Source organism: Actinomycetospora soli, assembly GCF_021026295.1.
In the GTDB taxonomy this organism is placed as follows: domain Bacteria; phylum Actinomycetota; class Actinomycetes; order Mycobacteriales; family Pseudonocardiaceae; genus Actinomycetospora; species Actinomycetospora soli.
Genome location: NZ_JAJNDA010000017.1, coordinates 87,317 through 114,093, shown reverse-complemented (window position 1 = coordinate 114,093; position 26,777 = coordinate 87,317). Strand labels below are relative to the sequence as shown.

Annotated in this window: 22 protein-coding genes and 1 tRNA gene; 10 read left to right on the top strand and 13 right to left on the bottom strand. The window is 74.9% G+C overall.

Going from position 1 to position 26,777, the window contains the following annotated elements; genetic code table 11:
* Positions 1-59: 59 nt before the first annotated feature.
* Positions 60-1,886: a GGDEF domain-containing protein gene (locus LN037_RS24160; RefSeq protein ID WP_230758198.1), complete on the bottom strand. Its 1,827-nt coding sequence runs from the start codon at positions 1,884-1,886 to the stop codon at positions 60-62.
* Positions 1,887-2,069: 183 nt separating this feature from the next.
* On the opposite strand from LN037_RS24160, the gene LN037_RS24155 reads away from it, so the two are divergent.
* A complete protein-coding gene (locus LN037_RS24155; RefSeq protein ID WP_230758196.1) occupies positions 2,070-2,753 on the top strand; it encodes a phosphatase PAP2 family protein in 684 nt (227 codons plus the stop codon).
* A gap of 25 nt (positions 2,754-2,778) precedes the next feature.
* Here the strand turns inward: LN037_RS24155 and LN037_RS24150 are convergent, their stop codons facing one another.
* From LN037_RS24150 to LN037_RS24130, 5 genes are all read right to left on the bottom strand, one after another.
* On the bottom strand, positions 2,779-3,243 hold the full coding sequence (locus LN037_RS24150; protein WP_230758194.1) for an ATP-binding protein: 465 nt from the start codon (positions 3,241-3,243) through the stop codon (positions 2,779-2,781).
* An 83-nt stretch (positions 3,244-3,326) separates the two neighbouring features.
* Positions 3,327-3,578, bottom strand: coding sequence for a hypothetical protein (locus LN037_RS24145; RefSeq protein ID WP_230758192.1), 252 nt, complete (start codon positions 3,576-3,578; stop codon positions 3,327-3,329).
* Between the two features lie 131 nt (positions 3,579-3,709).
* Positions 3,710-4,198: a MarR family winged helix-turn-helix transcriptional regulator gene (locus LN037_RS24140; RefSeq protein ID WP_230758190.1), complete on the bottom strand. Its 489-nt coding sequence runs from the start codon at positions 4,196-4,198 to the stop codon at positions 3,710-3,712.
* Between the two features lie 71 nt (positions 4,199-4,269).
* Complete coding sequence (locus LN037_RS24135) at positions 4,270-4,677, bottom strand: NUDIX hydrolase (protein ID WP_230758185.1); 408 nt, start codon at positions 4,675-4,677, stop codon at positions 4,270-4,272.
* 23 nt (positions 4,678-4,700) lie between these two features.
* A tRNA-Gln gene (locus tag LN037_RS24130) sits at positions 4,701-4,771 on the bottom strand.
* 368 nt (positions 4,772-5,139) lie between these two features.
* Here LN037_RS24130 and LN037_RS24125 point away from each other — a divergent pair.
* The 5 genes from LN037_RS24125 to LN037_RS24105 are packed head-to-tail and all read left to right on the top strand — an operon-like array spanning position 5,140 to position 10,709.
* Positions 5,140-6,885 carry a sugar transferase gene (locus LN037_RS24125; RefSeq protein WP_230758182.1) on the top strand — a complete coding sequence of 582 codons (1,746 nt, stop codon included), beginning with the start codon at positions 5,140-5,142 and terminating at the stop codon, positions 6,883-6,885.
* Positions 6,886-6,914: 29 nt separating this feature from the next.
* On the top strand, positions 6,915-8,171 hold the full coding sequence (locus LN037_RS24120) for a class I SAM-dependent methyltransferase (protein WP_230758180.1): 1,257 nt from the start codon (positions 6,915-6,917) through the stop codon (positions 8,169-8,171).
* A gap of 21 nt (positions 8,172-8,192) precedes the next feature.
* Positions 8,193-9,014 (top strand): sugar phosphate nucleotidyltransferase, encoded by an 822-nt coding sequence (locus LN037_RS24115; protein ID WP_230758176.1) that lies wholly within the window; start codon positions 8,193-8,195, stop codon positions 9,012-9,014.
* Between the two features lie 4 nt (positions 9,015-9,018).
* Positions 9,019-9,660 carry a PIG-L deacetylase family protein gene (locus LN037_RS24110; protein WP_230758173.1) on the top strand — a complete coding sequence of 214 codons (642 nt, stop codon included), beginning with the start codon at positions 9,019-9,021 and terminating at the stop codon, positions 9,658-9,660.
* Positions 9,661-9,683: 23 nt separating this feature from the next.
* Positions 9,684-10,709, top strand: a complete 1,026-nt coding sequence (locus LN037_RS24105) for an NAD-dependent epimerase/dehydratase family protein (RefSeq protein ID WP_230758172.1) — start codon at positions 9,684-9,686, stop codon at positions 10,707-10,709.
* Here the strand turns inward: LN037_RS24105 and LN037_RS24100 are convergent.
* Entirely contained in the window at positions 10,706-11,245 is a 540-nt protein-coding gene (locus LN037_RS24100) for a dTDP-4-dehydrorhamnose 3,5-epimerase family protein (protein WP_230758171.1), read from the bottom strand. The genes LN037_RS24105 and LN037_RS24100 overlap by 4 nt on opposite strands.
* A 50-nt stretch (positions 11,246-11,295) precedes the next feature.
* Between LN037_RS24100 and LN037_RS33850 the strand changes: the two genes are divergently transcribed.
* From LN037_RS33850 to LN037_RS24085, 3 genes are all read left to right on the top strand, one after another.
* A complete protein-coding gene (locus tag LN037_RS33850) occupies positions 11,296-12,456 on the top strand; it encodes a class I SAM-dependent methyltransferase (protein ID WP_230758170.1) in 1,161 nt (386 codons plus the stop codon).
* A 243-nt stretch (positions 12,457-12,699) separates the two neighbouring features.
* Positions 12,700-14,973, top strand: a complete 2,274-nt coding sequence (locus tag LN037_RS24090; RefSeq protein ID WP_230758160.1) for an O-antigen ligase family protein — start codon at positions 12,700-12,702, stop codon at positions 14,971-14,973.
* A gap of 8 nt (positions 14,974-14,981) precedes the next feature.
* The gene (locus LN037_RS24085) at positions 14,982-17,375 is read left to right on the top strand and encodes a YveK family protein (protein ID WP_230758153.1); all 2,394 of its coding nucleotides are present in this window, start codon (positions 14,982-14,984) and stop codon (positions 17,373-17,375) included.
* 320 nt (positions 17,376-17,695) lie between these two features.
* Here LN037_RS24085 and LN037_RS24080 read toward each other — a convergent pair whose 3' ends face one another.
* The 3 genes from LN037_RS24080 to LN037_RS24070 all read right to left on the bottom strand — a co-directional run bounded on the left by LN037_RS24080 (position 17,696) and on the right by LN037_RS24070 (position 22,601).
* On the bottom strand, positions 17,696-18,736 hold the full coding sequence (locus tag LN037_RS24080; protein ID WP_230758150.1) for a glycosyltransferase: 1,041 nt from the start codon (positions 18,734-18,736) through the stop codon (positions 17,696-17,698).
* Positions 18,733-20,718 (bottom strand): glycosyltransferase, encoded by a 1,986-nt coding sequence (locus LN037_RS24075; RefSeq protein ID WP_230758149.1) that lies wholly within the window; start codon positions 20,716-20,718, stop codon positions 18,733-18,735. Before LN037_RS24075 ends, LN037_RS24080 begins: the two co-directional genes overlap by 4 nt.
* A gap of 86 nt (positions 20,719-20,804) precedes the next feature.
* On the bottom strand, positions 20,805-22,601 hold the full coding sequence (locus tag LN037_RS24070) for a flippase (RefSeq protein ID WP_230758147.1): 1,797 nt from the start codon (positions 22,599-22,601) through the stop codon (positions 20,805-20,807).
* 94 nt (positions 22,602-22,695) lie between these two features.
* Here LN037_RS24070 and galE point away from each other — a divergent pair, with 94 nt between their 5' ends.
* Entirely contained in the window at positions 22,696-23,658 is a 963-nt protein-coding gene (gene galE, locus LN037_RS24065; RefSeq protein ID WP_230758144.1) for a UDP-glucose 4-epimerase GalE, read from the top strand.
* Between the two features lie 42 nt (positions 23,659-23,700).
* Here galE and LN037_RS24060 read toward each other — a convergent pair whose 3' ends face one another.
* From LN037_RS24060 to LN037_RS24050, 3 genes are read right to left on the bottom strand one after another with little or no spacing between them, the layout of a single operon-like run.
* Positions 23,701-24,363 carry a hypothetical protein gene (locus LN037_RS24060; RefSeq protein WP_230758140.1) on the bottom strand — a complete coding sequence of 221 codons (663 nt, stop codon included), beginning with the start codon at positions 24,361-24,363 and terminating at the stop codon, positions 23,701-23,703.
* 13 nt (positions 24,364-24,376) lie between these two features.
* Entirely contained in the window at positions 24,377-25,492 is a 1,116-nt protein-coding gene (locus tag LN037_RS24055; RefSeq protein ID WP_230758139.1) for a glycosyltransferase family 4 protein, read from the bottom strand.
* Positions 25,489-26,688, bottom strand: a complete 1,200-nt coding sequence (locus LN037_RS24050) for a glycosyltransferase family 4 protein (RefSeq protein ID WP_230758136.1) — start codon at positions 26,686-26,688, stop codon at positions 25,489-25,491. The genes LN037_RS24055 and LN037_RS24050 overlap by 4 nt, the downstream gene beginning before the upstream one ends.
* Positions 26,689-26,777: the final 89 nt, after the last annotated feature.

Below are 26,777 nucleotides of genomic sequence, written 5' to 3'. Positions count from 1 at the left end.
CCCCGGTCACCCCGATCCTCCCACCCCGGTCGGACGCGACCGGCCCCGGGGGGAGCCGCTCAGCCGCTCCCGAGGTCGAGCTCCGCTCCGCTGCGTCTCCCCCCGACGAGCAGGCCGTCGGCGGGTGTGTCGGTGCTCGCGTCGAGCACGACGGCGCCACCGCCCGCCCGCTTGGCCTCGTACATCGCGCGGTCGGCCCGGGCGAGGAGCGTCCCGGGCGTCACGCCGGAGTGCGTGGTGCCGGCGACGCCCACCGACAGCGAGACCCACGACCCGTCGCCGACCGCCACGGCCGCGACCGCCGCCGCGGCCCGCTCCAGGGCGGCCCGCGCGTCGGTCTCGGAGCTGCCGGGCAGCACGGCCACGAACTCGTCGCCGCCGTAGCGCGCGACCAGGTCGTCGGCGCGCAGGCACCGGCGCAGGGTCTCCGCGACCAGGCGGAGCACCTCGTCGCCGCGGGCGTGGGAGACGCGGTCGTTGATCGTCTTGAACCGGTCCACGTCGACCATGGCCAGGGCGAGCGCCGAGCCGCGCCCGGCGACGGTGGTGAGGTGGTCGGCCAGGGCGTCGTCGAGCGCCCGACGGTTGGGCAGCCCGGTCAGCGGGTCGGTCCGGGCCTGCGCGGCGACCTCGCCGTGCTCGCGACGCAGCTGCTCGTGGGCGATCCGGGTCCGCAGCGAGAGCACCCGCGCCTGCTGCAGCGTCCACAGCTCGCGCTCGAGATCGGCGGCGTAGTCGCGCAGCGCCCGCCGTCCCGGGATCCCGCCCGGCTGCTCGGCCGTGACGTGGACCAGCTCGCGGCTCAGGGCCAGCGCCAGGCCGGGCTCCCCGCGCGGCCGCCGGTCGCGGGCCTCGGTGAGCCGCGTGGCGGCCTCGTCCGCCCGGCCCAGGAGCACCAGCGCCCGCGCCCGGGCGAGGACGACGAGGAGGTGGTCGCAGAGGCCGGCCGCGGGCTCGTGGTCGGCGCCGAGCGCCTCCAGGTCGGCGCGGGCGGTCGCCGCGACCTCGGCCGCGGACCGCCCGGGCGCGTCGGACCGGCGCGCGAGCGAGACCAGGGCCCGCTGCGCCCGGCGGTGGTCGGTGCCCAGCAGGGCGGGTTCGGCGTGCAGCGCGCCCGCCCGGTGGGCGGCCTCCTCGAGGTGCGCGGCGCCCTCGCGGCCCGCCCGCTGCAGCCGCAGGCCCCAGGCGGCGAGGACGCGGACGAGCTCGTGCTCGCTCCGGGCGGCGGCGAGCAGGTCCCCGTCGTCCTCGGCGATCACCCGGGCGCGGGCGAGGAGCGGCTGGGCGCTCTCGTGCAGCCCGAGCGCCGCCAGGGTCGAGGCGACGAGCCGGTAGGTGTCCTGCAGGTTGCCGCGGTGCTCGCGCTCGGAGGGGGCGCGGTCCACGGCGGCCTGCTCGTCGAGCCGGGTCAGGGCCCGGGTCGCCGCGGCGAGCGCCGACTCCTCGTCGTCGGCGAGCAGCGCCCGGCGGGCGAGCAGCGCCTCGGCGTCCACGGCGAACAGGGTCAGGCCGTGCTCGGCGACCACGGCGACGAGCTCGTCGAGCATCCGTTCGGCGGCGTCGGTGTCGACCGGCGGGCGCCCGGTGCGCGGGCAGGTCCCGGCGCCCCGGACGGCGAGCAGACCCGCGGCGGCCTCCCGCAGCAGCACCGCGCGCGTACCGGGGTCGCGGGGACGGGCCCGCGCGACCAGGTCGACGAGCGTGCCGAGGTCCGTCGCGGACTCGGGGTGCGGGACGCGGGCGGCGCGGGCGCTCGCCGCGCGGGCGTGGGCCAGCAGGCTGGCCCGCGGGGCGTCGTCGGGGTGGGCGAGGGTCCGGCCGCGCAGGCCGCCGACCCGCGGCGTGGGGTCGTCACGCTGGGCACGGCCGTCACCCGGACGTTCCACGCGCCATCCCTCCGCCCTGACCCGACGGAGGCCGGGGTCACCCGGTGTCGATCACGGAGCGCGGAAGCCTCGTCGCTCCGTGTCACAGGAATTGTGCACATGCGGACGCCGCAGGCGCAGCCCGGGTGGCCCGGCGTCGTTGGGACTCGTATGGCGCAGAGCGGAGCGGTGATCGACGGCCGTGTGACCGGCACCCGACTCGTGTCCCCGGCCGGTCGACGGGCGGTGCTCCCGGCGGTCGGTCTCGGGGTGCTGGTCGTGGGCGTGCTCGCGGTGCAGGTGGCCGGGACCTCCTCCGCGGGACCCCTCGACCGCGCGCTCGCCGCCCTCGTGCCGATGCACCACGGGGCGCGGGCCGTGGTGGGGGAGGCCCTCGCCGCGCTGGGCGACCCGGTGCCCGTGGCGGTGCTGCTGCTGGTGACGGCGGCGGTGGCCTGGTGGGGCCGCGGCGGCCGGGGGCTCGCCCTGGTGCTGGTGGCGCCCCCGGCGGCGATGGTGCTGACCTCGCTCGTGCTCAAGCCCATCGTCGGGCGGACCCGGGGCGGCGAGCTGGCCTTCCCCAGCGGACACACCACCGCGGTCGCCTCGCTCGCGGCCGTCGCCGCGGTGCTCGTGCTCTCGGCCCCGCGGCTCGCGCGCGCCCCGCGCGTCGGCGCCGTCGTCGCCCTCGCCCTCGGCGTGCTCGCGGTCGGGGTGAGCCTCGTCGGCCGCGACCTGCACGACCCCAGCGACGTGCTCGGCGCGGTCGCCGTGGTGCTCGCGGTCGTCGGCCCCGCCGCCCTCGCGGTCGACGCGTTCGCCGACCTCGCCGCGGCGGAGCCCGAGGCCGACGCCGACGTGACCCGTCGCCTGCCGGCCCTGCGCTGACCGCCGCGCCCGGGGGCGGCGCGTCTCAGGCCTGGGCGGCCGGCCGCTCGTGCGCCTCGTGCGGGAGGCGCCGGGACAGCGTGACCACCGTGCCCGGCTCGGCCCGCTCGACCCGCGTCTCGGCGAGACGCTCCATCATCTCCAGCCCGCGACCCCGGGAGGAGGGTCCCGTCGGCGGCTCGCGCCAGCGCCCGCGGTCGGTCACCACCACGGCGACGGTCATGTCGTGCACCCGGGCCCGCAGCGACATCGGGCCGGGGTCGACGTCCGCGTAGGCGTGGTCGACGACGTTCTCGAGCGCCTCGCTCGCGGCGAGCACGAGATCGTCGGCGAGGTCCTCGAGCTCGTCCTCGGTGGCCGTCGTGCCGGTCCCGACGACGGCGTCGAGCACCTCGCCGAGCCACCGGCGCAGCGAGCGGCGGAAGGCTCCGACCTGGGGCGGCGCGGCCTGGGCCGTCAGGTCGAGGTCGAGCGGGGCCTGCGGGGTCACGGAAGGGTCGGCTCCCCGGTGCGACGACGTGAGACGTCCGCTACTACCCCCGTGGCCGGGGCGGGAAACGAGGCCGCGTCGGATCAGGGGCCGGCGGTGCGCACCCGCTGCTCCACCGGCAGGTAGCCGGTGCGGTCGTCGAGCGGGGTCCGGACGTCGTAGCGGCACTCGTCGTGCACCACGGCCGGGCCCCACACCCACAGGCGCGGCGCCTCGCGCGGGGCGAGACCGACCACGCGCACCGTGCCGTCGGGGTCCGGCGCGACGGCGGCGAGGCACACCGGACAGCGGGCGGCGGGCGTCGCGGCGGGGCGGAGACGGGTCGGTGTGCTCATCGGCGGCGCTCCCGGCGAGGAGGGGACCTGCCTGCTCGGGCAGGAGAGACCCGATGAGATTGCACGCAACCGATCAGGGAGGCAAGAGCCCGTCCGGCCGGACGGGGTGCTCCTGCGTCGTGGAGCCGGGCTCAGCCCCGGCCGACCTGCTGCTCCTGCAGGGTGGTCGCGGTGCGCAGCCGGTCGGCGAGGTCGTCGAGCTGCCCGCGCAGGGCGGCGAGGTCGGACCCGTTCATGCCGGTGGCGCGCTCGACGTCGCGCTGGACCTCGCGCGCCTGGTCGTAGAGCGCCCGACCCTCCTCGGTGCACGCGATCTCGAGCGTGCGCTCGTCCTCGGGCCGGCGGCGCCGCGTCACCCGGCCCTGCTTCTCCAGGCGCTTGAGCAGGGGCGAGAGCGTGCCCGAGTCGAGGTGCAGCTGCTCGCAGAGGTAGCCCATGGACACGGCGTCGTGCTGCCAGAGCACGAGCATCACCGCGTACTGGCTGTACGTCAGGCCCAGGGCGTCGAGGCCCTGGCGGTAGCAGGCGGTCATCGCCCGCGAGGCAGAGTGCAGTGCGAAACACAGCTGCCCGTCGATCGTGAACGGCTGCGTGCCCGTTCCTGCCTCGGCCGTGGTCATTCTCTTAGGGTAAACGCATGTTGCATCCCTTGTGAGATCCTCACTGTCCGGACACTGATCGACCCGCAGGGTCACACCCGCGGCAACAGGCCGGCGCGGTCCAGGATCCCCAGCAGATCGGTCGTCAGCGGCAGCTCCGCCAGCTCCGCGGCGGTGAACCACCCGGCGTCCGTCGCGTCGTCGCCGGGACGCAGCTCACCCCCGAGGACGTCGGCGGTGAAGTCGTGGATCTCGAAGACCACGCCGTCGGGTCCGGGGCGCTCGAGCACGAGCCACTCCCGCCCGACCGTCACGACGATCCCGGTCTCCTCGGTCACCTCACGGGCCGCCGCCTCGGCCGGCGACTCGCCGGGCTCGACGCGGCCACCGGGCAGGGTCCACCGTCCGACCTGCGGTTCCCGGCCCCGGCGGACGAGCAGGAGGCGGCCGGTGGCGTCGTGGACCACGGCCCCGGCGGCGGCGACACGCCTGCCCTCCACGACGTTCCCTCCCGGACGTGCTGCTCCGCCGCCTGGATTCGAACCAGGATCATCGGAACCAAAATCCGAGGTGTTGCCCTTACACCACGGCGGATGAGCGGACCGGTGGTCCGCAGCGCTCATGGTGACACGACGGACCGCAGCGCCCCCGGTCGCGCCCGTGACCGAGGACCGGCGCCCTCGTTGATCCCCACCAGGAGCCGCGATCGGGATCATGACGTGACTCACGCGGGACCGGAGCGCAACCCGCCCGGCGCACGTGCGTCTCTCGTGGTGGAGGACCCGATCCGCCGGCCGGTGGCGGACGCCGTGCGAGGGAGGTGGGCGCGTGGGACGGACACGGGACGTGTGCGTCGGCCACCCGCCCGGCCACCCGCACCACCGCACGGGCGACGATCGACGTCGGGCGACGGGAGCGCGGCCGCACGGCCGCACCCCGGCGCTCAGAACAGGGGCGAACGCGTGAGCGGCACCGAGCTGGACGGCCGGACCGACCCGGCCGACACCGGCGAGATCCCGGCCACGCCGGAGGCGCAGCGGGGCGGAGCGCGCACGGCGGCGGAGACGCAGCGGAGCGGAGCTCGACCGATCGCGGCGGAGACGCAGCGGAGCGGAGCTCGACCGGGGGCGGCGGAGACGCGCCCGACCACCCGGGCGGGAGGGGCGCCGACCACCACGGCGCGCCCCTCGGGGCAGCCCGCGGACGCTCCCGAGCCGTTCGTGGACCCGGACCCGACCGCGCCGGGCTTCATCCGCATCTGGGACGACGAGGGACCCGGGCAGCCGGGCAGCGTCGCCACCGCGACGAGCTGGCAGTCGAAGTTCGCGCTGGCGGTCGCGGCGAGCGACCTGCTGGTGCTGGCCGTGTGCGCCGTGCTCGGCGCGCTCATCGGCTTCGGGGCCGGCAGCGCGGACCGCGGCACCAACCCGTGGGTCCTGGCCGCCGTCTCGATGGTGCTGGTGCCGCTGGCCATCGGCGCGGCCCGCGCCTGGGACCCCCGGGTGCTCGGCCAGGGCTCCGAGGAGTGGAGCCGCCTGATGCGCGGCTACGTCAGCGCGGCGATCCTGCTCGCGCTGGCCGGCCTCGTGCTCGAGCGCACCGGCGTGCGGCCGTGGGTGTTCGGCATCCTCCCGGTCGCCGGACTGCTGTCCATGGCCGGCCGCTACACGCTGCGCCGCTGGCTGCACCAGGCCCGCAAGCGCGGGCGCGGCCTGCTGCCCGTGCTCGCGATCGGCACCGAGGAGTCGGTGCGCGACCTCATCGAGCGCACCCGCCGCGTCGCGCACATCGGCTGGGTCGTCACCGGGGCCTGCACCCCGACCGGCCTCGGCGAGGAGGGCCAGGGCCACGTCGCGGGCGTGCCGGTGATCGGCGACCTCGACTCGCTCCCCGCCTCGGTGCGGACCGGCCGCTTCGGCGTCGTCGCCGTCGCGCAGACCCCCGGCTGGAGCCCGAAGCGGCTGCACCGTCTCGCCTGGGACCTCGAGGGCACCGGGTCCGAGCTCGTCGTCGACCCCGGCCTCATGGAGGTCGCCGGCCCGCGTCTGCACGTGGCGCCGGTGGACGGCCTGCCGCTGCTGCGCCTCACCGAGCCGCGCCTGTCGGGCGTGCCGCGCATCGGCAAGCTGCTCTTCGACCGGGCCGCCTCGATCGCTCTCGTGCTCGCCCTGGCGCCGGTCTTCCTGCTCATCGCGCTGTTCGTCAAGCTCGACGGCGGGCCGGTCTTCTACCGCCAGACGCGCGTCGGGCTGCGGGGCCGGACGTTCCGCATGGTCAAGTTCCGCTCGATGGTCCCGGACGCGGATCGTCTCCGTGCCCAGGTGGTCGCGGGCGGTAACGACGGGTCGGGTCCGCTGTTCAAGCTGCGCCGCGACCCCCGGGTGACCCGGATCGGCTCGATGCTGCGCCGCTACTCTCTGGACGAGCTCCCGCAGCTGTTCAACGTCGTCGGGGGCTCGATGTCGCTGGTCGGGCCCCGCCCGCCGCTGCCCGGAGAGGTCGACGCCTACTCCGACGCCGCCAAGCGCAAGTTCCTGGTGCGGCCGGGCATGACGGGTCTGTGGCAGGTCAGCGGCCGATCCGATCTGTCGTGGGAGGAGTCGGTCCGGTTGGACCTGCGCTACGTGGAGAACTGGTCGCCCGCCATGGACCTGGTCATCCTGTGGAAGACGGTCTCGGCCGTCTTCCGGGGTGACGGGGCCTACTGATGGGAGCGAGCGGAGCGACGGGAGAGACGATGGGCGCGCCGAGCCTGGCCTGCCGCCTGTGCGGCTCGACGGAGCTGGAGAGCTTCGTCGACCTGGGGGCCACCCCGCCCTGCGAGCTGTTCCTCACCGCCGAGGCGCTCGAGGGCCCGGAGCCGACCTTCCCGCTGCACCCGCGGGTGTGCCGGTCGTGCCTGCTGGTGCAGCTGCCGCCGCTGATCGACCCGGACGAGACGTTCACGGAGTACGCGTACTTCTCGTCGTTCTCCACCTCCTGGGTCGAGCACGCGCGCCGCTTCGTCACCGCGGCCACCGAGCGGGCGGGCCTGACGCGCGACTCGCTCGTCGTCGAGGCCGCCTCGAACGACGGCTACCTGCTCCAGCACGTCGTCGCCGACGGCATGCGCGCGGTCGGCGTCGAGCCGAGCGTGAACGTGGGCCAGGCGGCCCGCGACAAGGGCGTCCCGACGGTCACGGCGTTCCTCTCGCCGGAGACCGGGGCGGCGGTGCGGGCCGAGCACGGCCCGGCCGACCTCGTCGTCGCGAACAACGTCTACGCGCACATCCCCGACGTCGTGGGCTTCACGCAGGGCCTGCGGGCGATGCTGGCCGACGACGGGTGGGTGTCGATCGAGGTGCAGCACCTGCTGACCCTCGTGGCCTACCGCCAGTTCGACACGATCTACCACGAGCACTTCCAGTACTACACGGTCGGCACGGCCATCAGGGCGCTGGCCGGCGGCGGTCTCGACCTGGTCGACGTCGAGCTGGTCCCGACCCACGGCGGGTCGATCCGGCTCTGGGCCCGGCCGAGCGAGCTGGGGGCCGAGCGCTCACCCGCCGTCGGGAAGGTGCTCGCGGACGAGGCCAAGGCCGGCCTGGACACCGTCGAGGGCCACGCGGGCTTCGCTCGTGAGGTCTCGCGCATCCGCAACGACCTGATGCGCTTCCTGATCGACGCGGCCGACGCCGGCAAGACGGTGGTCGGCTACGGGGCGCCGGGCAAGGGCAACACGCTGCTGAACTACTGCGGCATCCGCCCGGACCTGCTCGCCTACACCGTGGACCGGAACCCCTACAAGCACGGGCGGTACACGCCCGGCACGCGGATCCCGATCCACCCGCCGGAGCGCATCGACGCCGACCGGCCCGACTACGTGCTCGTGCTGCCGTGGAACCTGCGCGACGAGATCACCGCCCAGCTGGCGCCGGTGGCCGAGTGGGGCGGCAAGCTCGTGTTCCCGATCCCGGCCCTCGAGGTCGTGGAGCCCGGCAGCACCCCTGCCTGAGTCAACCCGAGAGGTACTGCAGTGAAGGTCGTCCTGTTCTGCGGCGGTTTCGGCATGCGGATGCGGGATGGGGACTCCGACGTCCCCAAGCCGATGCAGATGGTCGGGCCGCGCCCGCTGATCTGGCACGTGATGCGCTACTACGCCCACTTCGGGCACAAGGAGTTCATCCTCTGCCTGGGTTACGGCTCGCACCACATCAAGGACTACTTCCTCAACTACCGCGAGACGGAGTCGAACGACTTCACCCTGCGGGAGGGGCAGATCGAGCTCGGCGGCTCCGACATCGCCGACTGGACGATCCACTTCGTCCACACCGGCCTGGAGTCGCCGATCGGGGAGCGGCTGCGGCGGGTGCGCCACCTCGTCGAGGACGACGAGATGTTCCTCGCCAACTACGCCGACGTCCTCACCGACGCCCCGCTCGACCAGATGGTCAAGCGGTTCTCCGACTCGGACGCCGAGGCGGCGCTGCTGGCGGTGCTGCCGCAGGCGGTGTTCCACATCGTGGAGTCCGACGCGGACGACCGGATCACCTCGATCCACCCGGTCACCGACATGGGGGTGCGGGAGAACGGGGGCTACTTCGTGCTGCGGCCCTCGGTCATCGACCGCATCCCGGAGAACGGCGACCTCGTCGGCGACGCCTGCACGGCGCTCGCGGCCGAGGGCAAGCTCATGGGCTACCCGTACGAGGGCTTCTGGCTCCCGGCGGACACCCTGAAGGAGCGCAACCAGCTCGAGGCCTCCTACCGCGCGGGCACCCGTCCGTGGATGCTGTGGGAGAAGGAGCCGGACATGACGCCGCTGGAGAGCCTCGTCACCCGCGAGCTGCAGCACTGACGTGATGCGGCGGCTGGTCCCGGAGCGCCTCGACGAGCTCGTCCTGCTGGGTGCGCACTGCGACGACATCCCGATCGGCGCGGGCGGCACGCTCCTGACGATCTGCCGTGCCCGGCCCGGGCTGCGGGTGCGGGCGCTCGTGCTCTCCGGGGGCGGCACGCCCCGGGAGGCCGAGGAGCGCGCGGCGCTCGCCGCGTTCTGCCCCGGGGCCTCGCTCGAGGTCACCGTGCTGGACATGCCCGACGGGCGCCTGCCCCACCACTGGAACCGGGCCAAGGAGGCGCTGGAGACCTTCCGGCGCACCACCGAGCCCGACCTGGTGCTCGCCGGCCACCGCGCCGACGACCACCAGGACCACCGCGAGCTGGCCCGGCTCGTCCCCACCGTCTTCCGCGACCACGCGACGCTCGGCTACGAGATCCTCAAGGCCGAGCCCGACCTCGCGCAGCCGCCGCTGCTGTGGCCGCTGTCGCAGGAGGCCGTGGACGACAAGATCCGGCTGCTGCACGAGCACTACCCCTCGCAGACCGGTCGCACCTGGTTCGACGACGAGGCCTTCCGCGGCCTCGCGCGGATCCGCGGGGTGCAGGCCGGGGTCCGCTACGCCGAGGGCTTCCACCCGACCCGCCTGCTGGTGGGTGTCTAGAACACCGAACGGAGCTGTTGCACGTGCGCGTCCTGCTGACCGGCCACCAGGGCTACCTGGGGACCCTGGCCTCCCCGATGCTCGCCGCGGCGGGCCACGAGGTCGTCGGCCTCGACTCCGGGCTGTACGCCGACTGCGTCCTCGGCTCCCTGGAGCAGCCCGACCCGGCGGCGCTCGCCGTCGACCTGCGCGACGTCACCGTCGAGCAGCTGCAGGGCTTCGACGCCGTGATCCACCTCGCGGCGCTGTCGAACGACCCGCTGGGCTCGCTCGCCCCCGAGCACACCTACGACATCAACCACCACGCCTCGACGCGGCTCGCGCGGCTGGCGAAGGAGGCCGGCGTCGGGCGCTTCGTCTACGCCTCGACCTGCTCGGTGTACGGCGCCTCCGGGACCGCCGACGTGCTCGACGAGGAGGCGCCGATGAAGCCGGTGACCCCCTACGCCGAGTCCAAGGTGCGCGTCGAGTCCGACCTGGTGGACCTGGCGTCGGAGGAGTTCGTCCCGGTCTCGATGCGCAACGCGACCGCGTTCGGCTTCTCGCCGCGCCTGCGCGCCGACATCGTGCTGAACAACCTGGTCGGCCACGCGGTGCTCTCCGGCCGCATCCTCGTGATGAGCGACGGCACGCCGTGGCGCCCGCTGTGCCACGGCCGCGACATCGTCTCCGCCGCCATCGCGGCGATGGAGGCGCCGGCCGAGGTCGTGCGGGCGCGGGCGTTCAACGTGGGCCGCACCGACAACAACGTGCAGGTCCGCGACATCGCCGAGGCCGTGAAGGTCGCCGTCCCCGAGGCGGAGCTGATCGTCACCGGGGAGACCGGCGGCGACCCGCGCTCCTACCGCGTGGACTTCTCGCGGATCGAGAAGGAACTGCCGGAGTTCCGCGCCGCCTGGTCGGTCGCCGACGGCGCCGCCGAGCTGCTGCGGGAGTACCGGGCGCGCGGCCTCACCCAGGAGTCGTTCGACCGGCGCTTCACCCGCCTCGCCGTGCTCCACGCCCGCCAGGAGGCCGGGACGCTGGACGCGACGCTGCGGCCCGTCTAGAGCGTCTCCACCAGGTCCTTCCACGAGCCGGCCGTCCGGTCGCGCTCGGAGATCGCGGTGACCTCGACCGGCCAGGTGATGGCCAGGTCGGGGTCGTCGTGGGCCACCCCGATGTCCTCGCCGGGCGCGTGCGGCCGGTCGATGCGGTAGCAGACGTCGGCGTCGGTGATCGCCTGGAAGCCGTGCAGCAGCCCGGCGGGCACGTACAGGTGGTGGTGGTCGACGTCGTCGAGCCGGAAGCTCGCGACGGTGCCGAAGGTCGGGGACCCCCGGCGGGCGTCGACCAGCACGTCGTGCACCGCCCCGTGCGCCACCCGGACCAGCTTCGCCTCGCCGGCCCCGCGCCGGCCGTGCATCCCGCGGATCGTGCCCGCGCGGGACCGGGACTGGCTGTCCTGGGCCAGGGCACCGAGGTCGACGCCGTGCTCCGCGCCGATCGCGGTGTCGAACGTGCGGGTGAAGAACCCGCGGTCGTCCCGGTGGGGCGTGGGGACGAACACCAGGACACCGTCGATCGCGCTCGTGCGAACCTCCATGGCCACCACCCTCCCAGCACGCATCGACCCGCCGTCAGGAAGGACCCCCCGTGACCCGCGAGGTCTCCGCCACCGTCACCTGCCGCTGGTGCGGCTCCACCGAGGGCACGCTGGTGCTCGACCTCGGTGACCAGCCCGCGGCCGACCACTTCCCCGCGCTCGACGACCCGGGCCCGGACCCGGTCCACCCGCTGCGGATGTGGCTGTGCTCCGGGTGCGGCCTGGCCAACCTCGCCGAGGACCCGACCACGCCGGAGGAGCCGCGGGGGGCGGAGCCGCAGGCGATGGTCGACCAGGCGCGGGACGCGGTGGACCGGGTGCGCGGCGCCGGGCTGCTGACGGCGCCCGACGGGACGGCCCGGACGACGGTGACGGAGTTCGGCAGCCCGCACGGCGGGTCGTGGCTGGACCTGCTCGACGCCGTCGGGCTCGCCCCGGTCGACGAGGGCGCGGGCGCCGACCTCGTCATCGACTGCTTCGGGCTGATGCACGACGCCGACCAGGCCGCGGGCCTCGCCCGACGGGCGGCGGCGGTGGCACCCGAGGGCACGCTGCTGCTGCAGTTCCACACGCTGGCCGCGATCGTCGCCGACGGCGGGTGGAACGCGCTGCGGCACGGGCACTTCGCCTACTACTCGACGCCGGTGCTGGTGCGGATGCTCGAGGAGGTCGGGTTCGAGGCCACGCACGCGTTCCGGTTCGACCTCTACGGCGGGACCGTGCTGCTGGCCGCCCGGCGGACCGGGGTGGGCGGCCCCGCCGACCCGGCGTCGGTGGCGGCGCTCGTCGAGGCGGAGACGGCCGCCGGGGTGCTCGACCCCGCGGTCGTCGGGACCCTCGAGGGCGCGACGGCCGCGAGCGCGGACGCCCTGGCCGAGCACCTCCGGGCCGTGCGCGACGCCGGGCGCTCGGTGCTCGGGTACGCCGCGGCGTCGCGGGCCGTGCCGCTGCTCAACCGGGCGCGGATCGGGCCGGACCTGCTGCCGGCGGTGGCCGACGGGTCGCCGGGCAAGCAGGGACGACGCTTCCCCGGTGTGCCGGTGCCGATCGTGGGCCCCGACGAGGTGGCGCGCCGCGGACCGGACGAGGTCGTCCTGTTCGTCACCGACCTGCTCGAGGAGATGCGCGGCCGCATCCCGGAGGTGGAGGCCGCCGGCGGGCGCTGGGTCGTCGTCGACCCCGTGGTGCGGGTGGCCGAACGACGGGCCTGAGACGGGCACGCGAGGTGACCCACGTCACCGGGGACGCACGTCCGCGGGCGGCGCGGCGTCTTGCGGAACGGTCGCTCCGGACGGCCCCGCCCACCGGCGGGTGACCGTGCTGTCGGGGGGCGGCCCTAGACTGCCCGGGCGGGAGCGGCCGACGCCGCCGTCCGGCCGAGGCATCGTCGCGGGCGGACGTGTGACGGGAACCGTACGGCCGGACCGACACGATCGAGGGATGGGACGCGTGGCATGACGGCAGTCGAGGCCCACCGGCCCCCGGGCTCCGCGCCCGGGCCCCGGGCCCCGCGGCAGCAGCCCGGCCCGCCGACGGGACGGCGCAGCAGCCCGCACCTCCGCGTCGCCACCGCCGTGGTGGTGCTGACGACGCTGCTCGCGGGCGGCATCACCTTCGCCGGGGTGTTCGCCTCGGTGGGGCGCTGGCAGAGCACGTCCGAGGTGGTCTTCAACTCGACGATGCCGACGGACGAGAACATCGCCCGCGGCTCGCGCTACGTGCAGGACCGGCTCAGCACCTGGGAGACCCTCGGCGACAGCGAGGCCGTGGCCCGGCGCGCCGCGGAGATCGGGGCGCGGCCCGGCAACACGCCGTTCGACCCGGCCGCGGTGAGCATCACCTCGAAGCACCTCACCGCCACCGAGATCCTCGAGGTCACGGTGACCTCGGACGACGCCGCGACCGTCTCGGCCGACGCGGGCACCGCGGCGCAGGCACTCGCGGACGTCGTCGTCGGCAGCGAGCGCTACCCGGGTTCGCCGGACTCGAAGGTGACCGCCCGGGTCGTCAGCACCGGCGGGCCGGCCGTGGACCACGGCGTCCAGCAGGCGCGCTGGTGGGGCATCGTCGGCGCGGTCGCGGGCTTCGTGCTCTCGCTGCTCGCGTGCTCGCTGCTCCGCCCCGGGCGCTGGTCGCGCGACCTCGCCCCGTTCACCATCCGGTCCCGCCGCCGCATGGTCGAGCTCAACCAGGCCGTGATGCACGAGGCGCTGCGGGGCCTGGTCGTCGACGGGCTGCGCTCGCCGGTCGGCAAGGTCACCGTCGGCATCGCCGCGCTCTCGATCGTCGGCTACGGGTTGACGGGGCTCGCGATCTTCCCGCTGATCCCGGTGCTCGCGGCCGCCGTGTGGACCTGGAAGAAGGCCGACCCGCGCTGGTCGTCGGCCGCGCTGCTGTTCACCGGGGTCGGCGTCTTCCCGGAGAAGGTCGACCTGGTGAAGCTCGGACCCGTCACGCCGACGGTGCTCGAGGTGTCCCTGGTCCTCGCGTTCGTGCTGCTGCTGCGCGGTCGGGGGATCGCCCGGTCGCCGCGGCCGCTGTTCACGTGGCCGATCATCGCCATCCTGGGCGCCGCGACCATCGGCGCGGTCGCCGCGCTGGCCCTCGGCGGGTCGTTCAGCCTGATGATCGACAACTACCGGGCGCTGCTCGTGGTCGCGGCCTTCTTCCCGATCTACTTCGCCTTCGCGCGCCGCCCGCACCAGCTCATCTCGGTGATGCTGTCGATCGCCGGGGTCTGCAGCTCGATCGTGCTCGTCGCGGCGGCCATGGGCTGGTCGCGCCTGCTCGTCGACGAGCGCAGCTCGGTCATCACGGGGTCGGACACCTCCTCGGTCGCCCGGCTCTCGGGGCCGACGCTCGACATGTGGGCGCCCCTGCTCATCCTCCTGCTGTCCGCGCTCATGCCGCGCCGGCCGCGCTGGCTCTGGATCGGGCTGGTGCTCATCGGCGTCCTGCACGAGGCGGCCAGCTTCAACCGCTCCACCTGGGCGCCGCTGATCCTGCTGATCGTCGCCGTCGCGGCGGTCACGCACGGGCCGAAGGGGCTCGTCCGCCGCGCCGCGGTGCTCGTCGTCGTCGGGGCCGTCGGCCTCAGCGTGGCGCTCACGGGTCTGGCCGGCGGGCAGGCCGAGGCGATCGCGCTGCGGGCCACGAGCGTCGTCACCGGGCAGGCCTACGGCGAGGACAGCCTCCCGGACCGGCTGCGGGAGAACGCGGCCGCCTACGCCACGCTCGAACGGCAGCCGTTCGTGGGCGTCGGCGTCGGGCAGTACTACGGCGGCGAGCTGCCGCAGTACAACAACGACCTCAGCCGCCCGTACGTCGACCCGCGCCCGTACATCCACAACCAGTACCTGCGCATCTGGCTCTACATGGGCGTGTTCGGGCTGTTCGCCTACGCGTTCGCCGGCACGCGGATCCTCTCGACGGTCCTGCTGTCGTGGCGTCGACGATCCCCGGGCGCACCGATGGTGGTGGTCGTCGGGATGGGCCTGGCCTGTCTCGCGGCGCAGTCCAGCCTGCAGACGATGCTCGTCGACCGACCCGCGATCCTCACCACGGTCACCCTCATGGCGGCGCTCGGCGCGTTCGCCACGTGGTCGCCGTGGCCGATCCGACCGACCTTCGGAGCGCGTCGACCCGGGCCTCCCGGGGCACCCGTCCCGATGCCGCCGCCGGGTCCCCCCCGACGTCCTGCCGTCCCCGCAGGCACCATGGAGGAGTGAGCACACCGATGACCGTGACGTCAGCGCTACGCAAGGCGTGGTGGGTGCTCGTGCTCGGTGCCGTGCTCGGCGCCGTCGTCGGACTCGTCGTGGACCTCCGCGTGTCGGGGCAGGGTTACACCTCCCAGGCCCAGGTCCTCGTGTCCGGCGGCGGGGGCGGGGACGCCGACGAGGTCTACAACGCGAACCAGTACGTCAACCAGCGGATGTCGACGTACGCCGAGTTCGTCACCAGCGACCAGGTCCTCGGCCCGGCCGCCCAGCAGCTCGGCATCTCGGAGCCGGACCTCGCCTCGCGGGTCACCGCGAACGCCGGCAGCGAGACGACCGTGCTCACCATCGACGTCCAGGGCGCGAGCCCGGACGACGCCGTGCGCTCCGCCCGGGCGGTGACCCAGTCGTTCACCCAGGCGGTCCAGGTCCTCGAGACCCCGGCCCCGGGCCAGCCGCCGCGCATCACCACCGACGTCACCGGCGACCCGTCGACACCGACGCAGAGCCAGTCGAGCTCGGTGCTGCGGGTGGCCGGCGGGGCGATCGCCGGGCTCCTGCTGGTGCTCGTGGGCGTGGTGCTCTACGGCTCGCAGACCGTGCGCCGCACCGGGAACCGGGTGCTGGCGTGGGTCTCCAGCGACCCGGACGGGGCGCGGCCGCCGATGATGGGCCCGCCCACCGGCGCGAACCCCGTCCTCGGGCCGCCGCCCGGCTACTACCCGCCGCCCGGTCGCCCGCTGCCTCCGCCGCCGCGGCCCTCGGGGCCGCCGGCTCCGCAGCCGGCCGTCGACCCGACGCCGACCACGCCCGTCTCGGCGGCCCAGCTCGCCGCGGCCAAGGCGGCCGCGTCGGGCTCGCCCGACGCCGCCCAGCGCACGCCGGGGGGCCGGGACGGCGAGTCCGGCTCGTCCGGGTCCGCGCCTGCGGCGTCCGGAGCCCCGGGAACCGGTGGTTCCGGGACCTCGGGCACCTCCGCGTCGCAGGGTGCTGCGTCCCCCTCGGCCGCCTCGGCCGCCTCGGGTTCCGAGAGCGGCGGTGCGGGCAAGGCCGGTGCGGTCGCGGCCGGCGCGGCCGGTGCTGCTGCCGCGGGCGCGGCGGCAGCCGCCGCGGCGAAGTCCGGGAGCGGCGCCCAGAAGCCCGGCCCGCAGCAGAACGGCTCGTCCGGTTCCGTCGGCCAGAACGGCCGACCGGGCCCCGGTGGCCCGTCGAAGCCGTCCGCGGGGGGAGCGGCGTCGCCGAGCCCCTCCAGTGGTGCGAAGCCGAGCCCCGGCGCGCAGAACGCGGGAACCGCGAACGGCGTGGCCGGCCAGGCCGGCGGTGGCCGCGGGCAGGGCCCGTCGGGCCCCGGGACGCCGACGCCCGGCACCAACGGCAACGCCCCGAAGTCCGGTCCGGCCCAGAGCGGGCCGAAGCCGGCCGGGCAGCAGCAGTCGGGTCCGCAGCAGTCGGGTCCGCAGCAGTCGGGACCCCAGCAGTCGGGTCCCCAGCAGTCCGGCGCGAAGCCGGCCGGGCAGCAGCAGTCGGGTCCGCAGCAGTCCGGCGCGAAGCCGGGTGGGCCGAACGGCGCGGTGGGTCCGCAGGGCGGGCCGAAGCCGGCCGGGCAGCAGCAGTCGGGCCAGCAGCAGTCGGGTTCCCAGCAGTCCGGCGCGAAGCCGGGTGGGCCGAACGGCGCGGCGGGTCCCCAGCAGGGCGGACCCAAGCCGGCCGGGCAGCAACAGTCGGGCCAGCAGCAGTCGGGTCCCCAGCAGTCCGGCGCGAAGCCGGGCGGGCCGAACGGCGCCGCCGGGCCGCAGGGCTCGAAGAGTGCGGGTCCGGCGCAGAGCGGCTCGTCCGCGGCGCAGGCGGGCCCGGGGCAGTCGGCCTCGGGACCGGGCAAGGCGGGGCAGTCCGGTCAGGCCCCGTCGGGTCCGGCCCCGTCCGGTCCGGCCAAGTCCGGACCCTCGCCGTCCACCCCGGGCGGGGCGGCGAAGCCGTCGCCGACTGCGAAGGGCGCCACCAACGGCCAGAACGGACAGGGCAAGCCGGGCCCCGGCCCGAAGCCGTCCCCGGCCGCCAACGGGTCGGTCGCCGCTGCGAAGCCGGCGGGCTCGGACGGGGCCTCGGACGCCCCGACCACCACGGTCGGCACCTCGCCCTCGTCGTCCTCCCCGACACCGCGGCGGCCCGCGCCCGGCAAGCCGGTGTCGATCAAGCCGAAGAGCTCGTCGTCGCCGAGCCCGAGCGTCACGCCGGGCGGGAACACCCCGCCCGCCCGCGCCGCCGGGCTGGACGCCGACACCGTCGCGGTGGACATGCGCCGCAAGGGTGGGCCCAGCCCCACCCCGCGACCGCGTCCGAACGGCACGCCGAACCGCGTCGGTTCGGCCGCCTCGGGCGACGCCGACCGCGGTGGATCGCGCGACGCCTGACCCGGTACGACCCGACGGCCCGGCCCCGGAGCACCCCGCTCCGGCGCCGGGCCGTCGTCGTTCCGAGGGATGGAGGCGCCGCGTGCCGTGCGGCGGCACCGTGACTGGCGAAGGGCGCCCACGGCCCGTCTACCCGACCGAGGGTGCCCTTCGGTCAACCTGGCGGCCGGTCAACCTGGCGGCCGGTCACCCTGGCGGCCGGTCACCCTGGCGGCCGGTCACCCTGGCGGCCGGTCAACCTGGCGGCCGGTCAACCTGGCGGCCGGTCACCCTGGCGGCCGGCCACCCTGGCGGCCGGTCGACCTGGGCGGCAGCCGCCGTCAGCGCCCGCCCGCCACGCGCGTGAACACCGACGTCCACCCCTCGGCGGCACGGTCGGCCGAGAAGTGCGCCAGGTAGTGCGACCGCGCGGCCGCCCCGACCTCGGCGGCCACCTCCGGGTCGGCCAGGCGACCGAACACGGACACCAGACCGGCCACGTCGTCGATCCTCAGCGGCGGCAGGGACGGCGGCGCGAACTCGGGCAGCCCGCCGGAGTCGGAGACGACCGTGGGGACGCCCAGCTGCATGGAGAGGACCTGCACGCCGCTCTGCGTCGCGAGCCGGTAGTGCGCGAGGGAGCCCTTCGCGCGCGCCAGGTCGGGGAGCACGTCGGCGTAGGAGAAGTGCTCCCGGCGCCACTCGACGTGCTCGGGCAGCGTGAGCTCGGACAGCGGGCCGTTCCCGAGCAGCACCAGGCGGTCCCCGCGGAACGACGACGACGCCACGTGCGTCGCCCACGCCCGGAGCGCCACCTCGACGTTCTTGTACGGCGACATGCGGCCCAGCAGCACGAAGTCCCGCCGTGCGGAGGCGGGCACGGGGACGGCGGGCAGGGCCGACTCGGGCACGTCGGAGGTCACCGGCACCACGTCGACCCGGCGCCCGAACCGCGCCGACAGCACGGCGGCCACGTGGGCGCTGGGTGCGACGACGGCGGCCGCCGACCGGGTCTGGTGGTCGAGCACGGTCCGCTGGTGCCAGGGCCGTTCCTCGGTCGCGTCGTGCGGGCGGTCGTCGTGGACGACCTGCACCAGCGGCGCGAGCCGGGTCATCGGCAGCCACCGCGGGTCGTGCATGAGCTCGGAGACGACGACGTCGGGGGCGAAGCGGCGCGCCTCCGCGGTCACCCGGGCGAGCGCGGGGAGGGTCCGCGGGTCCTTGATGGCCGGGTCGAGGACCCGTTCGTCGGGACGGGCGGCGACCTTCTCGTAGTGCTGGTCGGTCGTGACCACCAGGCACTCGTGGCCCGCGGAGGTGAGGGCGTCGACCTGCACCCGGGTGAGGGTGCGCAGCCACGGCGACAGCCAGAGGACCCTCACAGCATCTCCGCCCGGCCGTCGGGCGCGCCGGGGATCGGCCGGTCGAACAGCCGCGCGAGGGCCCGCTGGTAGGCGTCGGCCATCGCGGCGTCGGTGTAGTGGGCGAGCGCCCGCTCCCGGCCCGCCGCACCGAGGGCCGCCAGCCGGTCGCGGTCGACCAGCGCGGCGGTCAGCGCCGCCGCCCAGGTCTCCACGGTCGCGGGGGACACCACGACCCCCGCGACCCCGTGGTCCAGCATCTCGGGCACGGTGCCGCTCGCCGAGGCCATCACGGGCACCCCGCGGGTCATCGCCTCCACCATGACGAGCGGGAACGCCTCGAAGTCGCTCGGCACGCAGAGGACGTCGGTCTCGGCGAACGCGGCGTCGGGCCCGGAGACCTGTCCGTGCCAGCGCACCCGGTCGCGCACCGCGTCCGGCGTCCGCGCCTCGAGGCGGGCCTTGTCGGGCCCGTCACCGAAGATGTCGAGCGTCCAGTCGTCGCGGCCGGTGGCGACCAGGGCGTCGATGAGCAGCAGCGGGTTCTTGTACTCGACGATGCGCGAGAGCATCGCGAACCGCACGGGCCCCGTGCCGGTCGCCCGGAATGGCCGGGCCGCGGCGGCCGGGATCCCGTTCGGGGCCGCCATGACGACGTCGGTGAGGGCCTGGTGCCGGGTCAGGTCGACGTGGTGCTGCGCCGAGAGCACGAGCAGCGCGTCCGCGGAGCGCAGCAGGGACGCGACCGCGCCCGAGTACGTGGGCCGGTCGAGCCGGGCCGGGTCGTGCGTGGCGGGCATCCACCGCCGGCGCTGGCCCGTGACCCGCCCGAGCGCCCGCCAGGCCCGCGCGAAGGCGACCTCGGTGTTGGTGACCCCGCCGACGACGACGGCGTCCTCGCCCGCCACCTCCACGGTCGGCTGCCACCACGGGACGAACGCCAGGCGCACCCGCGGGTCCAGCTCGGCGGTGTAGAGGCCGAGGCCCTGCAGGCAGACCAGCGTGACCGGGTGGCCCCGGTCCACCAGGGCGTTCGCCAGCAGCACCCGCTGGCGCTCGGCGCCGCCGAGGGTGAGCTGGTTGGTGGTGACGACGACGCCGGGCCGGCCCGCGGCCTGCTCGGTCTGGGCCTCCCGACGACGACGGCGGTCGGTGCGCTTCGAGCGCTGCACCCGGTCGAGCACGGCGGCGCCGAGGGAGAAGACGGTGCCCGGCCCGCGGTTGCCGGTGTTGCCCAGCGCCATCACCTGGGCGGCGCGCAGCAGGTCGACGCCGCGCTGCGAGGCGCCCGGGTCGCCGGTCTGGGTGCCGGCCGCGGTGTGCCGGACCTGCGGCCCGTCGTCGTCGACGAGCTTGAGCGTCCACCCGGCGCGCCGCGCGGCGGGCTGCCAGGTGGCGTCCTCGCCGTAGACGAAGAAGCGCTCGTCGAACGGGCCCAGCGCGGTCCAGGCGTCGCGGGAGATGAGCAGGCAGCAGCCGGCCATGTAGCCGTCGACGTCGTGCGGCGCGCTCGGGTAGAGGTCGGAGAGCCCGGCCAGGCGGGGGTGGTCGCGGAGCTGCTTCGCGTAGCCGGCGGCGTTGAGGAGGTTGCGCAGCACGCTCTGCTCGCGGTGCGCGACGTCCCACGGCCGCTCCCGGCCCTCGGGGTCGAGCACGGTCGGCGAGACCGCGGCGACGCGGGGCTGTGCGAGGGCCGCCCGCGCCGCCGTCAACGGACCGATCAGCTCGGCGTCGGGGTTGAGGTGCAGCATGTCGGCCTCGGGGCACTGCGCCGCGAGCCGGTTCATCGCCGCGATGTAGCCGAGGTTGGACTCCGAGAACGTCCACCGCACCCGCGGCCAGGAGGTGGCGAGCGCCCGGACCTCGTCCGAGCCCGACGACGCGTTGTCCCAGACGTGCACGGGCGAGTCCGGCAGGTGCTTCTCGACGCTGCGCAGCGCCCGGTCCAGCAGGTCGGCCCGCCGGTAGGACACGATCAGGACCGCCAGTTCACGACCCGACACGACCCTCGGTCTCCTTCGCCGTCCACCCCGTTTCCGGACCCCGCGATCGTGGCACGGCCCCGGGAGTGACCCGCCGCCCGCCCCGGTCAGCCCTTCCGGATGACGCGCATCTCGACGAACTTGCCCTGCTGGCGCATGCGGATGGTCTGCAGCGCCGCCATGTCGAGCTCCATGGTGGGCACGTCGGTGATGTCGGCGAAGTCCCGTCGCGGCGCGCTGCGGGTGCCGGCCGCCACGGTGGGCCTCATCTGCGCGGTCTCGGCGTCGAGCGCGTCGGGCGCGCTGCGTCCCTCCGGGACGCGCGCCATGCCCGGCAGGACCGTCGTCGCCGCGTCGAGGCCGACCCCGGCCGGGTCGATCCGGGGGTCGACGGTGGGCGCCGACGGGGCCACGCCGATCCCGTCGTCGGCGTTCTCGGCGGCCGCCTCGGCCTCCATGCGGTCGAGGCTCTTCGGACGCAGCGCCCCGAGCAGGGCGTTGCGCATCGCCGGCGGGATGGCGCCGACGAGCAGCGCGCCGGCGAAGTAGGCGATCCCGCCCGCAGCCAGCGGGATCAGCAGCGGCAGGTCGTAGGTCAGCCAGATCGCGCCCAGGGCGAGCAGACCGGCCGGCACGAGCCGGGCGAGGTAGCCGAACGGCAGCGGGTGCACCCCGTGGCGGCGCAGGCGCCACTGCGAGGCGAGCACACCGATCGTCTCGGTGACGATCAGCATGATGCCGCAGGCGACGGCGCCCAGGTGCGGGATGAGGATGATGTTGCCGACGATGTTGATGCCGAGGTTGATCGTCGACATCGTCGTCAGGTAGCGCTGTTCGTGGGCGGCGATGAGTCCGTCGGAGACGATCGCCGACAGGAACGTCATGGCCACGGCGATGAAGAAGAACTGCAGCGGCGGTCCGGCGAAGGCGCCGACGCCGTTCGACCCGCCGACGAGGTCGGCCATCCGTTGCGCGAGCGGCCAGCCGATCACCGCGATCGGGAAGCCGACGAGCAGCAGGAAGCGGTAGCCCTGGTCGACCGCCCGGGCGAAGCGCTCGCGGTCGGAGTTGTAGGTCTCGTTGATCGTCGAGAGCACGGAGCGCTCGAAGACCTGCGAGATCAGCGTCAGGGTGAACGCGATCTGGAGGGCGGCGTAGTAGCCGCCGATCTGTTCCTGCGTCCCGAGGATCGAGAGCAGCAGGCCGTCCGCGCGCCAGTAGAGGACCGCGATGATCGAGATGATCGTGAGCGGGAAGGCCTCCTTGAGCAGCCGCCACATCTCCGGCCAGTCGACCACCCAGCTCAGCGTCGTGAGCCGTCGCGCGCCCCACCACTGGATCACCAGTCGCAGCGCCTGCGGGATGATCTGCACCGCGCACATGGCGAGCAGACCCCAGTCGAAGTAGGCGACGGAGGCGGCCGCCGAGAGCGTGAGCACCCGCGAGAAGAACTCGGCCGAGGCCGCCGACGAGTACCGGACCTTGACGTCGAAGACCGGCTCGTAGCACGACGAGACCGTCGTGAAGATCAGCCCGACGGCGAGGACGGCGACGGCGGCCTGCTGCTCGTAGTCGCCCCAGTAGACCCCGAAGCCCGCGATCGCGGCGATGATCGCCAGCGGGACCGCGTAGAGCGTCGAGAAGGAGATGTTCATCCCGACGAGGCGCTCGAGGTTCCCGCCGAGCCCGGCGACCCGGCGCACGATGATCGTGCCCAGGCCGAGCTCCGTGAACGCCTCGAAGGTCTGCGCGAAGACGACGGCCGCGGCGAGGACGCCGTACCCGCCCTCGCCGAGGTAGCGGGTCGCGATGCCGAGGGTCACCATCGACAACGGGAGCGCCGAGAACTTGGCGAGCACCTGGATCGCGACGCCTCGTGCGATCGCCGTGGACCGGGTGCTCATCGGTGGGAATGCTACTCGTGGGGGTCCGGAGCGGTCCCGGGCGGCGGTCCCCTCCCCGGGGGCGGCGGCCGTCGCTGACTAGGGTGACCTCCCGATGGACGTCCCGAGCTCCACCTGGCTGCTGACCGGCGGTGCCGGGTACATCGGCTCGCACGTGCTGCGCGCCCTGCGGGCCGCGGGCCACGACGCGGTCGTCCTCGACGACCTGTCCACCGGCCTGCGCGAACGCCTGCCCGACGACGTCGAGCTGCTGCACCACGACCTGCTCGACCCGGGTCTGGGGGCGGTCCTGGCCGACCTCACCCGTCGTCGGGACGTCGCGGGCGTGGTGCACCTGGCCGCGAAGAAGTCGGTGCCGGAGTCGGTGGCGGAACCGCTGACCTACTACGAGCACAACGTGGGCGGGACGGTCGCGATGCTGCGCGCCGCGACGGCCGCGGGCATCGGACGGTTCCTCTACAGCTCGAGCGCGGCCGTGTACGGCGAGACCGCGGCGGAGCCGGTCGGCGAGGACCACCCGACGCTGCCGACCAGCCCCTACGGCGAGACGAAGCTCGCGGGGGAGTGGGCGGTGCGCCGGCACGCCGAGGCCGAGGGGCTGGGCTGGACGGCGCTGCGCTACTTCAACGTGGCGGGCACGGCCTCGGCGGCGCTGGCCGACCGGGGCGCGACGAACCTGCTGCCGCTCGTGGAGCGCGCGGCGCGGAGCGGCGAGCCGGTCCGGGTGTTCGGGGACGACTGGCCCACGCCGGACGGGACGTGCCTGCGCGACTACGTGCACGTCGAGGACCTGGCCGAGGCGCACGTCGCGGCGGCCGCGGCGCTGCTGGAGGGGCGGTCCCCGGGGGCGCTCAACGTGGGCCGCAACGCGGGGACCAGCGTGCTCGAGGTGATCGCGGCGGTGTCGGCGGTGCGGGGGCACGAGGTGCCCTACGAGATCGTCGGGCGCCGCCCGGGCGACCCGGCCCGCGTGGTGGCCGACGCGTCGCGGATCGCCGACGCCCTCGGGTGGCGGGCCACCCGAGGGATCGAGGAGATGTGCGCTTCGCGCCCGTGAGTACTTCTGACGGTCATCGCCGTCAGAAGTACTCACAGGCCGTCAGGCACCCAGCGTCCCGTCCGCGTCGAGCCTGCGGTAGTAGCCCGACAGGTCCATGCGGCGCTTGGCGTTGACGGTGGACTTGCCCTCGTCGACGAACTGGCGCAGCGGGATCGCGCGGAAGTCGAAGCTGACGCGCGAGGTGTCGGTGTCGTTCGGGTAGTTCCCGTGGCGGTTGTTCACGGCGTCGAACCGGAACACCTCGCCGGGCTCGACGACGGCCGGCGAGAACGTGTCGCTGCCCGGGGCGTCCTCGATCCACATCGAGTTGGTGCCGTAGGCGCGCGTCAGCGGCAGCCAGTAGTTCAGCGTGGCCGGCTGGTGGTTGTAGTCGGAGTCCTTGTGGAACTCCGACACCGCCACGCTGCCCGGGCGGTGCACCCGGAAGGTGGGGACGCGCTGCACGGCGAGGTCCTCGCCGTACTGCGGCAGGATCCACTCGACGAGGAAGCGGTCGTAGAGGTCCCGCACCTGGTCGTACTCGCGGTAGAAGAGCGAGTGGTCGTCGGAGTCCTGGTCGTGGTTGTCCACGTCCGCCCGGCGACCCAGCTCGTGGATCTTCTCCAGGTCGGGCGTGTCCAGGATCTTCGCGACGACGGTCGAGAACGGGAACTCGATCGGGTCGTACGTGAGCACGGTGCCGTGCTCGCTGCGGTCGGCCATGGCCGGTTCCTTCCTACTGCGGGGGAGCGAGGACTTCGCGGTACATCGCCACCAGGCGGTCCGCCCAGGCGTCGGCACCGAACGGTGCGACGCTCTCGCGGGCCCGGGCACCCAGCTGGACCCGGACCTCGTCGTCGGAGAGGAGTTTGTCCAGCGCGGCGCCGAGCGCCGCCGGGTCGTTCACCGGGACGACGACGCCGTTGTCGCCGTCGCGCACGAGGGTGGCCAGGCCACCGACCGGGGTGACGACCGGGCACAGGCCCCACGCCATCCCCTCGAGGACCGACATCGGCAGGCCCTCCCACCAGCTCGGGAGCAGCAGCAGCTGGGCGTCGCGCAGCAGCGCGTCCCGCTCCGCCGGCCCGATCCAGCTCCGCACGTCGACGCCGGCCCCGAGGCCCGCCGCGGCGACGGCCGCGTGCACCGCGTCGATGTCGCCGTGCCCCGCGAGGGTCACGTGCAGGCGCTCGCGGTGCTCCGCGTGCAGGCCCGCGATGGCGTCGAGGAGGTCGAACACGCCCTTGCGGTCGATCAGCCGGCCCAGGAACACCCCGCGTACGGGGCTGCCGTGCGGGTCCCGCTCCGGGAGCTCCGCCGGCCACTCCACCGGGTTCGCGACGACGACGACGCGCTCGGCCGGCAGGCCGAGCCGGCTCGTGTAGGTCTCGCGGGCCCCGTCGGCCAGGACGATCACGCGGTCGGCCCGCAGCAGCCATGCGACGACCGGACGCAGCGGCCTCGGGAGGCCGTCGAACCACTCGGCGAACGCGCCGGCGTGGGTGTGCAGCACCGTCGGGACCCCGCGCCCGCGCGCCACCGCGACGACGACGCCCTTGCGCAGGGCCGAGAGCCCCTTCGCGACGTGCAGGTGCACCACGTCCACGCGGCCGGTGAGGACGAGGGCGAGCGCCCGCGCGATACCGCCGACCATGAGCCGCAGCCGGCGCAGCAGGCCGGTCTCGTCGTAGGTGGTGACCACCCGCACCGCGACGTCGGAGCGGGCACCGAGGAAGCGCACGTGCAGCCGCTGCACCGAGGAGATGCCACCGGGCGTGCCCTCGGCCTGACCGACGACGAGGACGCGGAGGGGACCCGCGACCCGTCGTCGGGAACGCTGCGTGGGCGTCACCGGCGGGCCGGGTCCACCGTCGCGTACGCGGCGAGCAGTGCGGTCTGGGAGTGCGACCAGGAGAGGGCGCCCGCGACGCGCTCGCGGCCGACCTCGCCCATCTGCTTGCGCCGCACCGGGTCGTCGAGCAGGTCCGAGACCAGCGCGGCGTACTCGTCGACGTCGTTCGGCCGGGCGAACAGGGCCGCGTCGCCGGCGGAGACCCGGCTCTCGGTCAGGTCGAACGAGACCATCGGCAGGCCCATCGCCATGTACTCCATGATCTTGTTCATGGTGGACACGTCGTTGAGCGGGTTCAGCGGGTCGGGCGCGAGGCCCAGGCACGCGGTGGAGAGGTAGCGGCGCACGTCCGGGGTGTCGGCCATGCCGGTGAACGTGACCCGGTCGTCGAGGCCGAGCCGGTGGGCCAGGTCGACGACGTCGTCGAAGGCGTCGCCGCCGCCGAGGAACGCGGCGTGCCAGTCGTCGCGGCGCTCGGCGAGCCGGGCCAGGGCGCGGACGGCGTAGTCCACGCCGTCCTGCGGACCCATCACCCCGAGGTAGACGAGGAGGTGCTCCTGCCCGCGGGCGAGCTCCGGCTCCGGCGGGACCTGCTTGAAGCGGTCCAGGGCCGGGGCGCTGCGGACGGTGAAGGCCTTCGAGCCGTGCACGCGGCCGCGGCCGACCGCCTTGGACCGGTAGCTCTCGTTGGTGGAGATGACCACGTCCGCGGAGCGGTAGGTCAGGAACTCCATCAGCCGCAGGCCCCAGTACAGCGCGTCGCGCTTGGGGCGGAAGCGGGAGAGGTAGAGCTCGGGCACGAGGTCGTGCTGGTCGAAGACGACCTTCGTGCGGCCCCGGCTCAGCACCTTGAGCACCAGCGCGACGACGAACAGCAGGTCCGGCGGGTTGCACAGGTGGACGACGTCGACCGGCGCCCGCCGGTGCACCGCCCGCGCGAGCCGCACCGAGTGGAACAGCGCGGTGGCGTACTCCTTGAGGTAGCCCTGCGGGCCGCCGGACGCGGCCTGCAACGGGTACCGGTGGATCCGGACGCCGTCGACGGTGGCCTCGCGCTCGGTGTCGCGCTCCGTGCCCCGCGGGCAGACGACCTCGACGTCCCAGCCGTGGTCGCGCAGCGTCGTGGCCTCCTGCCACACGCGCCGGTCGAACGGCACCGAGAGGTTCTCGACGAGGATGAGTGCTCTGCCGGGCAAGTCTCGTCTTCCGTCCTGTCGGGGGCCAGGGCCGACCCGAGCGGAGGCCGTTCGGGCTCGGACCACGGTAGCGAGGCGGTGTCGGTCCC

Bases quoted from the DNA above. Each gene is read 5' to 3' on its own strand.
- LN037_RS24110 (WP_230758173.1), top strand. From the start codon at position 9,019: ATGCGGCGGCTGGTCCCGGAGCGCCTCGACGAGCTCGTCCTGCTGGGT.
- LN037_RS24070 (WP_230758147.1), bottom strand. From the start codon at position 22,601: ATGAGCACCCGGTCCACGGCGATCGCACGAGGCGTCGCGATCCAGGTG.
- LN037_RS24120 (WP_230758180.1), top strand. From the start codon at position 6,915: ATGGGCGCGCCGAGCCTGGCCTGCCGCCTGTGCGGCTCGACGGAGCTG.
- LN037_RS24060 (WP_230758140.1), bottom strand. From the start codon at position 24,363: ATGGCCGACCGCAGCGAGCACGGCACCGTGCTCACGTACGACCCGATC.
- LN037_RS24145 (WP_230758192.1), bottom strand. From the start codon at position 3,578: ATGAGCACACCGACCCGTCTCCGCCCCGCCGCGACGCCCGCCGCCCGC.
- LN037_RS24085 (WP_230758153.1), top strand. From the start codon at position 14,982: ATGACCGTGACGTCAGCGCTACGCAAGGCGTGGTGGGTGCTCGTGCTC.
- galE (WP_230758144.1), top strand. From the start codon at position 22,696: ATGGACGTCCCGAGCTCCACCTGGCTGCTGACCGGCGGTGCCGGGTAC.
- LN037_RS24090 (WP_230758160.1), top strand. From the start codon at position 12,700: ATGACGGCAGTCGAGGCCCACCGGCCCCCGGGCTCCGCGCCCGGGCCC.
- LN037_RS24140 (WP_230758190.1), bottom strand. From the start codon at position 4,198: ATGACCACGGCCGAGGCAGGAACGGGCACGCAGCCGTTCACGATCGAC.
- LN037_RS24100 (WP_230758171.1), bottom strand. From the start codon at position 11,245: ATGGAGGTTCGCACGAGCGCGATCGACGGTGTCCTGGTGTTCGTCCCC.